The organism is Nocardia wallacei, from assembly GCF_029868745.1.
Classification (GTDB): domain Bacteria; phylum Actinomycetota; class Actinomycetes; order Mycobacteriales; family Mycobacteriaceae; genus Nocardia; species Nocardia wallacei_B.
In genome coordinates, this window is the sequence record NZ_JARWOP010000218.1 from 1 (window position 1) to 14,060 (window position 14,060).

Annotated in this window: 14 protein-coding genes and 1 pseudogene; 4 read left to right on the forward strand and 11 right to left on the reverse strand. The window is 68.6% G+C overall.

The genetic code is table 11. The features are described 5' to 3' along the window. A partial coding sequence (locus tag QH470_RS18175) for a PucR family transcriptional regulator (protein WP_280273572.1) occupies positions 1 to 727 on the forward strand: 727 nt, incomplete at its 5' end. A 32-nt stretch (positions 728 to 759) separates the two neighbouring features. Then, a complete protein-coding gene (locus QH470_RS18180; RefSeq protein WP_280273573.1) occupies positions 760 to 1,323 on the forward strand; it encodes a TetR/AcrR family transcriptional regulator in 564 nt (187 codons plus the stop codon). Here QH470_RS18180 and QH470_RS18185 read toward each other — a convergent pair. The 11 genes and pseudogenes from QH470_RS18185 to eltD all read right to left on the reverse strand — a co-directional run bounded on the left by QH470_RS18185 (position 1,301) and on the right by eltD (position 12,189). Further along, the gene (locus QH470_RS18185; protein ID WP_280273574.1) at positions 1,301 to 1,945 is read right to left on the reverse strand and encodes a histidine phosphatase family protein; all 645 of its coding nucleotides are present in this window, start codon (positions 1,943 to 1,945) and stop codon (positions 1,301 to 1,303) included. The two genes, QH470_RS18180 and QH470_RS18185, sit on opposite strands and share 23 nt — an antisense overlap. A 118-nt stretch (positions 1,946 to 2,063) precedes the next feature. After that, complete coding sequence (locus tag QH470_RS18190; RefSeq protein ID WP_280273575.1) at positions 2,064 to 2,756, reverse strand: GOLPH3/VPS74 family protein; 693 nt, start codon at positions 2,754 to 2,756, stop codon at positions 2,064 to 2,066. A gap of 17 nt (positions 2,757 to 2,773) precedes the next feature. Next, the gene (locus QH470_RS18195; protein ID WP_280273576.1) at positions 2,774 to 3,235 is read right to left on the reverse strand and encodes a ribose-5-phosphate isomerase; all 462 of its coding nucleotides are present in this window, start codon (positions 3,233 to 3,235) and stop codon (positions 2,774 to 2,776) included. Then, positions 3,232 to 4,137, reverse strand: coding sequence for a DAK2 domain-containing protein (locus QH470_RS38255; RefSeq protein WP_425302698.1), 906 nt, complete (start codon positions 4,135 to 4,137; stop codon positions 3,232 to 3,234). Before QH470_RS38255 ends, QH470_RS18195 begins: the two co-directional genes overlap by 4 nt. A gap of 282 nt (positions 4,138 to 4,419) precedes the next feature. Then, positions 4,420 to 5,409 (reverse strand): annotated as a pseudogene (locus QH470_RS38260) (dihydroxyacetone kinase family protein); the annotation flags it as partial. Positions 5,410 to 5,419: 10 nt separating this feature from the next. Continuing rightward, complete coding sequence (locus QH470_RS18205) at positions 5,420 to 6,556, reverse strand: ABC transporter ATP-binding protein (protein ID WP_280273578.1); 1,137 nt, start codon at positions 6,554 to 6,556, stop codon at positions 5,420 to 5,422. Continuing rightward, the gene (locus QH470_RS18210) at positions 6,553 to 7,728 is read right to left on the reverse strand and encodes an ABC transporter ATP-binding protein (protein WP_280273579.1); all 1,176 of its coding nucleotides are present in this window, start codon (positions 7,726 to 7,728) and stop codon (positions 6,553 to 6,555) included. Before QH470_RS18210 ends, QH470_RS18205 begins: the two co-directional genes overlap by 4 nt. Then, positions 7,728 to 8,594: a carbohydrate ABC transporter permease gene (locus QH470_RS18215; protein WP_280273580.1), complete on the reverse strand. Its 867-nt coding sequence runs from the start codon at positions 8,592 to 8,594 to the stop codon at positions 7,728 to 7,730. Before QH470_RS18215 ends, QH470_RS18210 begins: the two co-directional genes overlap by 1 nt. A 3-nt stretch (positions 8,595 to 8,597) precedes the next feature. Further along, positions 8,598 to 9,524, reverse strand: coding sequence for a carbohydrate ABC transporter permease (locus QH470_RS18220; RefSeq protein ID WP_280273581.1), 927 nt, complete (start codon positions 9,522 to 9,524; stop codon positions 8,598 to 8,600). A 31-nt stretch (positions 9,525 to 9,555) separates the two neighbouring features. Next, positions 9,556 to 10,977, reverse strand: a complete 1,422-nt coding sequence (locus QH470_RS18225) for an ABC transporter substrate-binding protein (RefSeq protein ID WP_280273582.1) — start codon at positions 10,975 to 10,977, stop codon at positions 9,556 to 9,558. 135 nt (positions 10,978 to 11,112) lie between these two features. After that, entirely contained in the window at positions 11,113 to 12,189 is a 1,077-nt protein-coding gene (eltD, locus tag QH470_RS18230) for an erythritol/L-threitol dehyrogenase (RefSeq protein WP_280273583.1), read from the reverse strand. A gap of 117 nt (positions 12,190 to 12,306) precedes the next feature. On the opposite strand from eltD, the gene QH470_RS18235 reads away from it, so the two are divergent. Together QH470_RS18235 and QH470_RS18240 are read left to right on the forward strand one after the other, a co-directional pair. Beyond that, positions 12,307 to 13,299, forward strand: a complete 993-nt coding sequence (locus QH470_RS18235) for a sugar-binding transcriptional regulator (protein WP_280273584.1) — start codon at positions 12,307 to 12,309, stop codon at positions 13,297 to 13,299. Further along, positions 13,296 to 14,057, forward strand: a complete 762-nt coding sequence (locus QH470_RS18240) for an SDR family NAD(P)-dependent oxidoreductase (protein ID WP_280273585.1) — start codon at positions 13,296 to 13,298, stop codon at positions 14,055 to 14,057. The genes QH470_RS18235 and QH470_RS18240 overlap by 4 nt, the downstream gene beginning before the upstream one ends. Positions 14,058 to 14,060 lie beyond the last annotated feature (3 nt).

Consider the following 14,060-nt stretch of genomic DNA (forward strand, 5'->3'; position numbering starts at 1 on the left):
CACCGACGCCGCCACCACCACCCTCACCCGCGAATGCGGCATCGAAACCACCGACACCTACCACACCCTCGCCCTCCACATCCCCCCACACCCCGACGAACACAACCCCACCCTCAACCCCCACATCATCGCCCGCCGCAACCTCCGCCGACTCCAAGCCCAACTCGCCACCACCACCCACACCACACCCCTCCACCTCCTCTCCACCGACGGCGGCACCCTCCTCCTCCCCCACACCGAAGAACTCGACACCCTCGACGAACTCATCGCCGCACTCTCGCTCGCCGCGCGCGTACCGGTCACCGCGACCGTCGTCACCACCGAGACCGACGCCATTCCGCGCGCGGCCGACCAGGCGCACCAACTGCTCGACATGGTCACCCGCCTCGACCTGGAGCCGGGCCTGTACCGCTTCGACGATCTCGCCCTCGAGTACCAGCTGACCAGGCCGGGGCCGGGCCTGGACTTTCTGCGTGCGCTGCTCGCGCCGCTCGACCAGCATCCCGAACTTCTCGAAACGCTGCGCACCCACATCGCGCACAATCTGAACCGGCAGAAGACCGCCCGACTTCTCCACGTGCACACCAACACCGTCGACTACCGCCTCAAACGCATCGGCAGCCTGACCGGTTTCGATCCCACCCACGCCGCGGGCCTGTGGTATCTGCGCTCCGCGCTCGTCGCCCGCAGCTACGCCGGCGATCGGAACGAGTCCCGCGCACGTTGATGTCAGTTCCTGTCGGCAAATAGGATCGTGGGATGAGTCGATGGGAACCCAACGCGGGCGGCCGCCTGGTCCAGGCGGCGCTGGAGCTGTACGCCGAGCGCGGGTTCGACCAGACCACCGTCGCCGAGATCGCCCAGCGCGCCGGACTGACCGAGCGAACCTTCTTCCGCTACTTCGCCGACAAACGCGAGGTCCTGTTCTCGGGCCAGGACGCGCTGCGCGACCTCATGGTCGGCGCACTGGATGCCGCGCCCGAGTCGGCGGCACCGCTGACCGCGATCGGCATCGCCCTGCATGCCACCGCCGACCTCTTCCAGCAGAACCCCGATTTCAACCGCCGCCGCCACGCCGCCATCGCCGCGAATACCGAACTGCAGGAGCGCGAGCTGATGAAACTGGCCGCCCTGGCCTCGGCCCTGGCCGCCGCCCTGCGCCGCCGCGGCGTCCCGGACCCCGCCGCGAGCCTCGCCGCCGAGGCAGGCATCGCCGTCTTCAAAATCTCCTACGAGCGCTGGATCGAACACCCCGCCAACCGCGATCTGGCGGATTTCATGCAGGAGTCGCTGCACGCACTCACGACCGTAACCTCCGCCTGACCAAGTGCGAGGTATCGGCAAGAGCCACGACACTCCGGTTGCGCCAGTAGTCGTCCTGCCGCAAATGCGTGATGGCGCCCGGCCGCGTCGCGAACGACACGAATCCCGTTGCCTCCACCGGAATCCGCAGCCATGCCGTGACGACGAAAGTCTGCGCATACCCGTGCGTGACAACAACATGGTCGTGGGCGGCATCGGCCATCAACTCCGTCACACACGCACCGACCCGGCTCGCCACTTCCCGCCGTGTCTCGGCCCCGGCGATCGGTCCACGATGATCGAGCCGATCATGATCGGGAGCGGGCACCTGCCGCTCCGCCAGCCACGCGTTCGGCCGCCCCTCGGCCTCCCCGAAGCTGATCTCCCGCAACCGAGAATCCTCGGTTACAGGGACTCCCAACGCTTCCCCCACGATCCCCGCCGTCTCGGCACAGCGAGCCAGGTCCGATGTCGTAATCCGTACGGGCCGTGACATTTCCGCACCCCGCCGCGCCAACTCGCGGGCCACGAGCGCGGCATCGTCCCGGCCGTTCGGGGCGAGCCGGGAATCGAACCAGCCTCCGACAAGGTCCTGGGCAGTGTGCTCGGCATGAGGGTGCGTCACCACATAGATGTCCTGCATGCCTTTCCCCTTGCTCGCATCGGATCGGTCCGGCCTGCGCGGTCACGAACTGCTGCGAGACGGCCATTTTCGCCATTTGGTGGCCGATTGTGTCCGTGCGGGCCGGCCGGCCACCAACTTAGCTGCCTGCACTGGTGGCTGTGGTGGTGGCGACTACGACGGCGACCGTGACGGCTTGGACTTCCTGGACGGCCTTGCGGACTGCGGGGCCGCCCCATTCGCTCTCGCTGATTTCTTTGCCGCGGCGTTTGAGGGCGCGTTTGTCGGCGTCGGGGAAGAGTTTGGGGAGGAGGTCTACGGCGTGCAGGATCGAGAGGAGGGCGGCGGTGCGGTCGTCGGGGGTGGTCGCGTCGACGACGGCGGCGCGTACGCGGCGCTCGATGGCGGATTTGTCGCCGGTGGGGTTCGGTTTCCACGTGGTGGTCGGGAAGAGGCCGAGGATTTTGGTGGTGGCGGCGGTGCATTGGCCTGCGTCGGCGAGGTCGTGGAGCAGGGCCTCGCGCAGGTTCTGGGAGGGGCTGCGCCAGGCGCCGAAGCCGGCGACCTTGCCGACGGCGTCCTTGGGTTTGCGGCCGTGGGCGACGGTGACGAGTTCTGCCAGGCGCGGGTCGTCCGGTTGGGTGCCGGTGGCTACGAGGCGGCCCTTCTTGTGACCGGGTTCGTCGGCCTCGGTCAGGCGCAGGGCGCCCGCGAGGGTGAGTTCCACGATCGCGGCGCCGGCCAGCGCGGCGTTCAACTGGGTGCCGCCGATCCGCGGCTTGCCGGTGTCGTTGCGGTAGGCGAGCAACAGGAATTCCTCTGCGACCGTCACCCCGCCGACCTTACGCGTCAGGCGCTCTCGTACCGCCCGATCGCCGCCACCTTCGCCGCCGACGCCGACTCGGGATCGAAGTGGTAGCCGAGCCATTCCTTGGCCAGCCGCCGGGCCAGTTCGAGGCCGACCACGCGCTGCCCGAAGCACAGCACCTGGGCGTCGTTGCTGAGCACCGACCGCTCCACGGAGAAGCTGTCATGGGCGGTGACGGCGCGGATCCCCGGCACCTTGTTGGCGCTGATCGCGACGCCGAGCCCGGTGCCGCAGACGAGCAGCGCCCGGTCCGCCCTGCCGTCGGTGATCAGGCGGGCTGCCGCCACCGCGATGTGCGGGTAGGCGGTGTGCTCCTCGGCCCCGACACCTACGTCGAGCACCTCGGCCACGCGCTCGTCGGCCTCCAGGTCCGCCTTGATGGCGTTCTTGTAGTCGAGGCCCGCGTCGTCGCAGCCGACCACGATGCGTAGCTGCCCGGTCATCGGCGAACTCCTTCCGCAACAACGGTTTCCAATTCGCTGACCACCGTGCGCACGCACAGGGCGAGGGAGATCGCGCCCGCGTCGGGACTGCCCACGCTCCGTTCGGCCAGCGGCCGGGCCCGGCCGATCCGCGGACGCAAGGTCGCCGTCTCCTGAGCGGCGGCCTCGGCGATGTCTACTGCGGCACGCCAGCTTTCGCCGCGTTCGGCGGCCACGAGGAATGGCAGCAGCGCGTCCAGCATGGTCTTGTCGCCCGGTTGCGCGCGACCGAGCCGGGTGAGTGCGTCATAGGCATCCCGCACTCCCGCAGCGATTTCCGCGTTTCCCGGGATCCCGACGTCACCGAGCCGACCGCCGAGCGCGGTCAGCGCCGCACCCCACAACACTCCGGACGTGCCGCCCGCCTGCGCGGCCCACGCCGCACCGGCGGCTTTCAAGACACTGCCCGGCCCGGCACCCTGAGCCACCGCGGCGTCGGCAGCCGCACGAGCCGCCGCGGTACCCCGGACCATGCCGCGCCCGTGATCCCCATCCCCGGCAACGGCATCGATACGGCCCAATTCCTCTTCCACCACAACCATTTCCGCCGCCACAGCCCGCAATGCCCGCGCGACCCACACACCGCATTCCCGCCCCGCGGCATCGGCGGCCACCGCCGCTCGGCCGGAGCCACCGGCCCCGGACGTGGTCGGCTGCGCTGTGCCGTCGGCGGAACGGCCCGCTGCCTGCCCGGCACCGCGACCTACCTCATCTTCGGCTGCGGGCCTGGCCTTTCCATGTGGCTCTCCCGAACCCGCTCGGTGGCGTGGCCGCTCAGCGCGATTGCGGTCGTCCGCCTCCACCCTTGCCGAACGGCCGGTCGGCGATGCTCCGGCCACAAGACCTGGTGCGCTGCTCGCCATCTCGGCAGCACGGCTCGGCGACAGCCCAGCCCTCTCCCCGATTCCATGCCCGGACGATCCATGCGCCGAACCTCCCGAGTACGCATGGCCGAGGGCGGAATCCGGCGATGGGGCGGCGGGACGCTCAGAGAAAGTGGTCTCGGCGGCAGTCCGGTGCGGACCTCGTACCGCACCATCCGAGGCGACGCGACCGGACGCGCGTGCGACCTCACCGAACGAGTGTGTGCCGATGTCCGCCGCGTCGCCTGCGCCCGAGAATGTCTTGCCCACACCGGAAATGGTGCCGCGCCGGTATGCCGGGGTGTCGGCCGGTGCGGTCCACAATCGTTCCAGTTCGTCGTCGAGCCACATCACCGTGAGGGAGCAGCCCGCCATGTCGAGGCTGGTGACGAGTTCTCCGACCTCGGGGTGTACGACGGTGTAGCCCGCGGCGCGCAGCAACGGGGCGACGGTGCCCCAGAGGACGAACAGTTCCTCGTACTTGGTGCGGCCGAGACCGTTGAGGATCACCGCGATTCGCGTACCGCCGCCGGAGGGACGGTCCTCCAGCACACCCTCGACGAGCAAGCGGGCGAGGTCGGCGGCGGCGGGCAGGTCGTGGGTCGCGACGCCCGGCTCACCGTGGATGCCGAGCCCCAGGCCCATGGTCCCCTTCTCGACGGTGAACAGCGGACCCGCCGCGCCGGGCAGCGTGCAGCCGTCGAACGCGACGCCGAGCGTCCGGGTGTTGCGGTTGGCCAGCGCCGCGACCCGAGTCACGCCGTCGAGGTCGTAACCGTCCTCGGCCGCCGCGCTCGCACACTTGAAAACCGTGAAATCCCCGGCGATTCCGCGCCGCCGGTCCTCTTCACCGGCGGGCGCGCTGGCGATGTCGTCGGTGACCGCGAAATAGCGCGCGGCGATCCCGTCGGCGTTCAACTGTTCCACGGCCAGGCCGAAATTCATCACGTCACCCGCGTAATTGCCGGTGGTGAGCAGCACCCCGGCACCGCTGTCGGCGGCCCGCGCGACGGAGATCGCGTCGGCGGCCGACGGCGAGGTGAAGATGTTGCCGACCACCGCGCCGTCGGCGAAGCCGGGACCCACCACCCCGCAGAATGCCGGGTAGTGGCCCGATCCCCCGCCGACCACCACGGCCACCTTGCCGGGCCGGGTAGGAGCGATCCGCACCACGCCGCCGGGCACACCGACCACGTATTCCGCATTGGCGTCGAGGAATCCGGTCAGCATGTCCTCGGTGAACGACGCCGGGTCGTTGTAGAGCCACGTCATGAGAAACCCTCTATCGCAAACGTTTTCCGGAATCCGGGTCGAACAGGTAGACACGCTCGGGCGGCGCCGACAGCGCGACGGATTGCCCCGCGTCGAACCGCTCGTCCGCCGGGGTCTCCACCAGCACCGGCGCGTCCACGCCGGGCACGTCCACCGCGGCGCGGCCGAATTCCATCAGATGCTCGAAATACCTTACGGTGCAGGGCAATTCACCAGCCGTTCCCGCCGAGAGACGGCAATCCTGCGGACGCACACCCACCTTCACCTGCTGCCCGCTGGAGACCTCCGCCGCCGCGACAGGCAGTGCGCCGCTACCGATCCGGACCGATGTACTCGATCCCTCCCGCCGCACCACTCCATCGACAATGTTGATCTGCGGCTCCCCGACGAACCCGGCGACGAACAGGTTCGCCGGATCATCGAACACCTCGTCCGGCGTGCCGAACTGCTGGATGACCCCGCCGTCCATCACGGCCAGCCGGTCCGCCAGGCTCAGCGCCTCCACCTGGTCGTGCGTGACGACAATGGTGGTGTACCCGAATTCCCGTTGCAGCACCTTCAATTCGCGGCGCACCCGCTGCCGGGCCGAGGCGTCCAGATGCGAGAGCGGTTCGTCCAGCAACAGCACCGGCGGGTTGCGCACCAGCGCGCGGGCGAGCGCCACGCGCTGCTTCTGACCACTGGACAGCCCGGCGGGCCGCAAGTCCAGCAGGTCCGCCAGCTCCAGCCGCCGCGCGATCTCGCCGACCAGCCGGTCCGCCCCGGCCACCTTGCGCGCCTTCAACCCGTAGGCCAGATTCTCCCGCACCGACAGCGGCGGATACAGGGCGTAGCTTTCGAAACCCACACCGACACCGCGCTTTCCGGGCGGCAGTCCGGTGATGTCGCGCTCCCCGATACGGATGGCGCCGCTGGTCACGGTCTCCAGTCCGGCGATCATCCGCAGCGTCGTCGTCTTGCCGCAGCCCGAAGGGCCCAGCAGCGCAACCAGTTCCCCGGGTTCGATATCGAGTTCGATGCCCTTGACCGCCTCGAAACTCTCCCGGCCGCGCGCGGAGTAGGTCTTCGTGAGCCGTTCCAGCGTAAGTCGCTGGGCAACGCTCCGCCCCGGCGCACCGGGCGCAGTCGCTGTCGCCTCGGATGTCATTGTCTCTCCTCCGGTGTCGGGACGGCTGCGCCGGGCCGGTGGCCGGTGTTGCCCGCTGTGCCCAGCCGCCGACTGTCGGTGCCGGAATCGCCCGCCACGAACACGTGTACGTCGTCGAGCGGCACGGTCAACGTCACCTCCGCGCCTTCGCGGACGTGCGCGCCACCCGCGGACAGCGCGATGAGCGACACCCCGCCGATATCGACCGACACCTCGACATTGCGGCCCAGCCGCTCCGCCAACGTGATCCGGCCGAGGACGGACAGCGCGTCACCGCCGCGCCCGGCGACATCGCCCTGGCCACGCGCACCGACGGTGATGTCGCAGGGCCGCAGACCCAGTCGCGCGCCACCGCCGGAAACCTCGAGTCCCGCGGGCACCGGAATACCGATCCCCGTGCCCGGCACCGTGATCCGGCCGTCCGTCACGTCCGCTCCGACGATGTTCATCTCGGGCTGCCCCAGCGCCCGCGCCACGAAGGTGTCGACCGGCCGCCGCCAGATCTCCTCCGGCGTGCCGACCTGGATCAGGCGACCGTCGCGCAGGATGCCGATCCGGTCGCCCAGAGCGAGCGCCTCCTGGTAATCATGGGTGACATAGACCGTCGTCGTATTCGACATGCGCCCCAGCTCCCGCAGCTCCGCCCGCATGGCGGCGCGCAGCTTGGCGTCCAGGTGCGACAGCGGCTCGTCCAGCAGATAGACGTCCGCCGGGCGCACCAGCACCCGCCCCAACGCCACCCGCTGCCGCTGCCCGTTGGACAACTCACGCGGAAAACGCTGCTGTAAGTGGTCGATTCCGAGAGTGCGGGTGACCGCGTCGATCCGCTCGCGCTGCTCGGCCTCGGAGTACTTGCCCGTGCGTCCCGACCGCAGCGGCGACGCCAGATTCTGCGCCACGGTCTTCTGCGGATACAGCGCGTAACTCTCGAACGCCATCGCGACATTGCGGTGGTAGGGCTCCACCGAGGTCATCTCCGTGCCGCCGATGCGCACCGAGCCGCCGTCCACGTCGACCAGTCCCGCGATCGACTTCAGCGTGGTCGTCTTACCCGCACCGGACGGGCCCAGGATGACGAAGAATTCGCCGTCCGCGATGTCGAGCGACACGTCCTCGATGCCGATGGTCTTGCCGTAGCGCTTGGTCAGCCCGTCGAGTGCCAGCTGTGTCATCAGGACTTCACCGCCCCGAACGACAAGCCGCGCACCAGATACCGCTGAATCGTCAGCGCGACGAGCAGCGGCGGCAGTGCCGCGATCACGGCGGCCGCCGCGGTCAGGTTGTAGTACGCCTGCCCGCCGCCGCCGAGAAACTTGGTGATCGCCACGGTGACCGTGCCCGCATTGCTGTCGGCGAGGATCAGCGGGAACACGTAGTTGTTCCAGGCGAAGATGAACGCCAGCAGCGCCGCCGCCGCGATGCCCGGCCGCACCAGCGGCAGCGCGACCATCACGAACGCCCGCCGCCGCGTGTAGCCGTCGAGCAGCGCGGCCTGTTCCAGATCCTCCGGCAGATCCTGGAAGTAGGACCGCAGGATCCACACCACCAGCGGCATGGTCACCAGTTGCAGCACCCAGATCATGCCGACCTTGGTGTCGAACAGGCCGATCTGGTTGTAGATGACGAACAGCGGCACGATCACCATCAGCTCCGGCGCGAACCGGAACGACAGCATGGTGAACATCAGGTCGTTGGACCCCTTGTACTGCCACCGGCCCGCCGCGTAGGCGGCCGGAATGCCGATCAGCAGCGAAACCAGCACCGCGCCACCACAATTGAGCAGACTGGTGAGCAGTGCCGCCTTGAAATCGACGCTGGTGAGGTCGGTACCGCGCCGACTGAGCACCGTCCCGAAGTTCTCCAGCGTCGGGCTGAAGCGGAAGTAGGTCGTGGTCTGTTCGGCGGGAGTCTTCAACGCCAGCAACACCATCCACACGATGGGGAACAGCGAGAAGACGAACCAGCCGATCAGCACCACGTCGGCGCCCACCGACGCCGCGGTGAATCGTCGTTGTCCGGGAAGAAGTTCTTTGGCCATGAGCTACGACTCCGCTCCAGCGGCGCGACGCTGCGCCTTGCCGAGCACGCCCACCAGCAGGCGTGCGGTGATGAAAACGATTGCCCACAGCAGGAACATGTAGGTGCTGCCGCGGGAGTAGTCGAGATTGATGATGGAGTCCTCGAAGGCCCCGATCTGCAGCGTGCGCGTGGCCACGCCCGGCCCGCCCGCGGTGAGCACATACACCGCGTCGAACACCTTGAGGTTGTCCATGAATCGGAAGATGACCGCCACCAGAATGTAGGGCCACAGCATCGGCAGCATCAGCTTGCGGAACATGTAGAACCAGCTCGCGCCGTCCACCGCGGACGCCTCGAACGGCTCCTTCGGCAGCGACCGGATGCCCGCCAGCACCAGAATCGCCACGAACGGCGTGAAGATCCACAGATCGACCAGGATCACCGACCACAGCGCGTTGCCGTGCGACAGCCAGTCGAAGGTCGAGCCGAGCCCGAAGATGTGGTTGAGAATCCCGAACTGCGGGTTGAACATCAGCTTCCAGATCACCCCGGCGATCACCGGCGCGATCATCAGCGGCAGGATCAGCACCTTCTCGAACACCCGCCCGATGAGACTGGATCGGTTGAGCAGCAAGGCGATTCCCACGCCGATGACCGTCTCCACGGCGGTCGCGACCACCGCGAAGATCCCGGTCACCCGCACACTGGTCCAGAACTGCATATCCCCCAGCACGCTGGCGTAGTTGCGCAGCCCGATGAACACCGGATTCGGGTTCACCGCAGCGTAATTGAGCACCGAGTAGTAGGCGCCGATGACGAACGGGTAGAGGATCCCGACGACGATCAGCACCGCGGGCACCGACAGCAGGTACGGTCGCAGCGACCGCCGCCAGCGCGGAACCTCCACGGCGCCGGACGGTTCCGGCGGACTGACGGCTCGAGTGGTCATCTCGACCTCCCTTTCTTCGACCCGCGGCGGGTCACAGATTGACCTTCGACGAACTGGTCTTGGCCAGACTGGCCAGCCGCGACCGAGCGCTCGCGCCGCCGTAGATGTCCTGCAGGGCGACGGCCCAGTCCTCGGTGGTGTCGAAAAACTTCTTCTGCGGGGTGAACTGGATCTTCGAGCTGCCGATGACGGCCTCGAACGTCTCCAGGTAGCCGGGCATGCCGCCGAGTTGCTGCTTGAACACCCCGTCGAACACCGACTTGCGCACCGGGTCGGCGAAGATGCCGCCCCGCACGGCCTTCGACAGCGCCTCCTTGCCGGTCACCCACTGGATGAGCAGCCACGCCGCCAGCTTGTTCTTCGACATCGAATTCATCGCCAGCGACCAGGTCCACAGGTTGGTGCTGTAGTTGCCGCCCGGCCCCGCCGGTCCCGGATACCAGCCGAGGTTGCCCGCCTGCGCGCTGGCGCCGCGCTTGTTCTTCGGGTAGGTCGCGCTGTCGGCGTCGTAGACCATCATCGCCTTGCCGTCGCCCAGATCACCGGTGGCGTTCGGATAGTCGTAGGTGGTCCAGGACGTGGGCCCGGCCAGTCGCTGCATCTCCATCCACTTCTCGGTGAACGCGACCGCGGCATCGGAATCCATCGCGGCCCGCAGTTCGCCGCCGGAGAACTCGTAATCGCGAGCGCCCTCCCGGACGAACTGGGTCATGAATCCCGGATGGATGGTCGCCCATGACTTGGAGCCGCGGGTGGCGATGCCGTACCGGTTCTGCGAGCGGTCGGTGAGATCGATCGCGAGCTGGATGAAATTGTCGAAAGTGTCCGGCAGCGCGATCTTTCGCTGATCGAAGTAGGCCTTGTTGTAGGCGACCACGTTGTTCTCGAAGCCCCACGGGATCGCCCACTGCCCGCCGGTGCCCAGCGCGGAGCCGAGCGTGAAATCCCAGCGCGTGGAGGTGCGCAGGCCCTCGTAGATGTCCTCGAAGTCGTACTCGGCGTTGGTCGCCGACGAATTCGCCAGCCAGGGCGCCAGATCCTCCACCCAGCCCGGCGGGCCGTACTGCCAGATGAAGTAGGCGCCGAGCATGAACACGTCGTGTTTGCCGGTGCCGCCGGCCAATTCGGTGTTCAGCTTGGTGAAGTAGTCGGCCTCCGGCACCAGGTCGGTGTTCACCGTGATCCCGGTCAGCTGCGTGAATTCGGCCAGCAAAGGCTGCAGCGACTGCTGATACGGGTGCGGGGTCTGCAGCAGGTTCAGTGTGGCGCCCTGTGCGGCGCGCCAATCGAACGGCCCCGTCACCTCCGACGCGCCGTTGGTGGCGTGCACGCCGCCGCCGACGCCGCAGGCCGCGATCGCCGGCAGTGCCGCCGCGGCCGCGCCCGCGATTCCCATCGCCCGCAACATGTTCCGGCGCGACATCTGCGGGCCGCAATACTGTCTGTCCCTCATCGAACTTCCTCGGATTCGCCGTCACCGGCGGCTGATGTTGTCGTCTCTCCTCCGGCGGCCGTCCCCTCATCCGACGGCCGCCGTGTCAACCTGCCCCAGTTATCCCGGCCGAAACGTGCCGGGATGACGGGGCATTCACGACGGGATCAGCGACACCTTCACCGACTCGGCGCCGCTCGCCACCAGGTCCAGGCCCTTCTGGAATTCGCTGAGCGGCAGTTGGTGGGTGCAGATCTTGTCCATCGGCAGGACACCGGATTCGAGCATGCGGATCGCCGCGGGCCAGCAGTGCGGGCCGAGATGCGCGCCGCGGACGTCGAGTTCCTTGTCGTCGCTGATGATGCTCCAATCGACGGTCACGTCGCTGCCGAAGACCCCGTATTCGACGTAGGTTCCCAACTTGCGCAACAGGTTCAGGCCCTGTGGCACCGCCGACGGGTGGCCGGTGCCCTCGAGGTACACGTCCGCGCCGTACCCGCCGGTCAGCTCCATGACGACGGCCCGAGCGTCCTGTTCGCGGATATCGACCACGATGTCGGCGCCGCACTCGCGGGCCAGTTCCAGCTTCTCCGGAGCCATGTCGAGCGCGATCACGTGCGCGGGGTTCTTGGCGCGCGCCCCGGCCACCATGCCCAGGCCGATGGGGCCGCAGCCCGCCACCACCACGACGTCGTCGAAGGTGATTCCGGCCCGCTCGACCGCGTGCAGTGAGCACGACAGCGGCTCGGTGAACGCGGCGTGGGCGGGCGGCAACTCCTTGGACACCTTGTGCACCAGCGCTTCCACCGGATACACCATGTACTTCGCCATCGCGCCGGGAGTGCGGCGCTTGAAGCCGTAGAGGTCGTGCGGCGCGCACATGTGGTACTGGCCGCGCAGGCAGTAGCGGCACTTCCAGCAGGGCACGATCTGCTCGGACACGACACGGTCGCCGACCGCGACACCCCAGCGCGCGGCGCCCTCGGCGTCGATTTCGACTATCTCCCCGACGAATTCGTGGCCCGGGATCACCTCGGTCTCGGCCCAGGCCGGGCGGTTCTCGTCGCCCCAGAACTTGGCGGCGCCGTGATAGCACTTCAGGTCGCTGGCGCAGATACCGACCGCCTCGACCCGGACCAGCGCCTCGCCCGGCCCGGGAACCGGGACGGGGACCTCCTCGAGCCGGTAGTCACCTGGTCCGTGGCAGATCACCGCCTGCATCTTCTCCGTCATCGCACTGCCCTTCATCCTGTGTCTGCCGTCACAGTAACCCACGCCGTTTACATCTGTCCAGAACGAATGTTCACAGCACCTATGGCGTGAACAAATGTTCAATGGAATACTGCACACATGCCCAGCAGTCCCGATACTCCGGCGCAGACCTCCTCCGACAGCGGCACTTTCGCGCCGTCACAGCTCTACGCGGCGGCGAAGATGTACTACGAGGAGGACGCCACGCAGGCGCAGGTCGCGCAGAAGCTACGGGTCAGCCGGGCGACGGTGAGCCGGCTGCTGTCTCAGGCAAGGCGGCAGGGCATCGTGCGCATCGAGGTGCGGCCGCCGGACCTGTCCGACACCGGCGACCTCGCCGGATCGCTCGCCGAAGCCATTGGGCTGCAACGGGTCTACCTGTCCGCGCCGCTGCCCGCGCCGACCCCCGCCAAGCCGACGGTCGAGGTGATGGGCAGCTTCCTCGCGCCCGCGGTGTCGTGGGCGCTGGCGGAGGTCGGCCTGGTCGCGGGCGATGTGCTGCTGGTGTCCTCCGGGCGGACCGTCTACGAGGTGGCCCAGTTCGACCTCGAGCGGATTCCGGGGGTGCTGGTGGTGCCCACGGTCGGCGGCAACGATCAGCCCGAGGGGTGGTACCAGACCAACGAGATCACCCGGCTGATCTCCGGCAAGCTCGGCGGGCGGCCCAATTACCTTTTCGCTCCGGCGCTTCCGGGGCCGGACCTCTACGACACCCTGCGCGCCGATCCGTCCATCCAGCGGGTGCTGGATCTGTGGCCGAAGGCGCGGTGCGCCCTGATGGGCGTCGGCGCTCCCCCGCTGCTGCGCGACGACATACCGCAATTCGTGCCGACCACCTCGGCGTCGCTGCGGGCGGCCGTGGGGGACGTGTGCTCGCGGTTCTACGACCGCTCCGGCGCACGGGTCGACTTTCCCGGCGGCGAACGGCTGATCGCCGTGGAATTGGCGGTGCTGCAACAGCTTCCCGTCGGGATCGCGGTGGCGGTCGGGGGCGAGAAGGTGGCGCCGATTCTCGCGGGCGCGCGAGCCGGGTACTTCAACCGGCTGGTGACCGATCCCGCCACCGCACGACAACTGTTGGAGAGCGCATGAATTCGATCCGGCTCGACGGCAAGCGGGTGCTGATCACCGGCGCGTCCCGGGGCATCGGGGCCGATCTGGCGGACGCCTTCGCCGGTGCGGGCGCGACACTGGTGCTGTCCGGGCGCGATGCCGAAGCGTTGTCGGCGCAGGCTCGAAAGCTACAGGAGCAGTATGGGATTCGGGCCGCCGGGGTGGCGGCGGACCTGTCGGAGCCGGACGCGCCGGCACGGCTGGCGGCCGAGGCGGCGGCGGTCTTCGGCGGGCTGGACGTGCTGATCAACAACGCCGGGATCTCCCATCCGCAGCGGGTGACCGACCTGACCGCCGCCGCGTTCGACGAGGTGCTCACCGTCAATCTGCGGGCGCCCGCACTGTTGGCCGCCGAGGTCGGCACGGCCATGGCCGAATCCGGCGGTGGCGCCATCGTCACCGTCGCCTCCGCCGCCGCGCTGCGCGCGCTGCCCGAACACTACGCGTACTGCACCTCGAAAGCGGGCCTGGTGATGGCCACCCGGGTACTCGCACTGGAGCTCGGCCCGCGCGGCGTGCGGGCGAATTCGGTCTGCCCGACCGTGGTGCTCACCGACATGGGCCGCAAGGTCTGGGGCGAGGCAGCGAAGTCCGCTCCGATGCTGGCCCGAATTCCCCTGGGCCGCTTCGCCGTCCCCGCCGAAGTCTCGGCCACCACCCTGTTCCTCGCCTCCGACCTCGCCGCCATGATCAACGGCGTGGAGGTCCCGATCGACGGCGGATACGGGGTGAGCTGACCG

Excerpts from the sequence above, each read along its gene's own strand:
- QH470_RS18180 (WP_280273573.1), top strand. The coding sequence starts at position 760 with ATGAGTCGATGGGAACCCAACGCGGGCGGCCGCCTGGTCCAGGCGGCG.
- QH470_RS18220 (WP_280273581.1), bottom strand. The coding sequence starts at position 9,524 with ATGACCACTCGAGCCGTCAGTCCGCCGGAACCGTCCGGCGCCGTGGAG.
- QH470_RS18225 (WP_280273582.1), bottom strand. The coding sequence starts at position 10,977 with ATGAGGGACAGACAGTATTGCGGCCCGCAGATGTCGCGCCGGAACATG.
- QH470_RS18195 (WP_280273576.1), bottom strand. The coding sequence starts at position 3,235 with ATGACCGGGCAGCTACGCATCGTGGTCGGCTGCGACGACGCGGGCCTC.
- QH470_RS18185 (WP_280273574.1), bottom strand. The coding sequence starts at position 1,945 with ATGCAGGACATCTATGTGGTGACGCACCCTCATGCCGAGCACACTGCC.
- QH470_RS18235 (WP_280273584.1), top strand. The coding sequence starts at position 12,307 with ATGCCCAGCAGTCCCGATACTCCGGCGCAGACCTCCTCCGACAGCGGC.
- QH470_RS18240 (WP_280273585.1), top strand. The coding sequence starts at position 13,296 with ATGAATTCGATCCGGCTCGACGGCAAGCGGGTGCTGATCACCGGCGCG.
- QH470_RS18210 (WP_280273579.1), bottom strand. The coding sequence starts at position 7,728 with ATGACACAGCTGGCACTCGACGGGCTGACCAAGCGCTACGGCAAGACC.
- eltD (WP_280273583.1), bottom strand. The coding sequence starts at position 12,189 with ATGACGGAGAAGATGCAGGCGGTGATCTGCCACGGACCAGGTGACTAC.
- QH470_RS38255 (WP_425302698.1), bottom strand. The coding sequence starts at position 4,137 with ATGGCGAGCAGCGCACCAGGTCTTGTGGCCGGAGCATCGCCGACCGGC.
- QH470_RS18215 (WP_280273580.1), bottom strand. The coding sequence starts at position 8,594 with ATGGCCAAAGAACTTCTTCCCGGACAACGACGATTCACCGCGGCGTCG.
- QH470_RS18205 (WP_280273578.1), bottom strand. The coding sequence starts at position 6,556 with ATGACATCCGAGGCGACAGCGACTGCGCCCGGTGCGCCGGGGCGGAGC.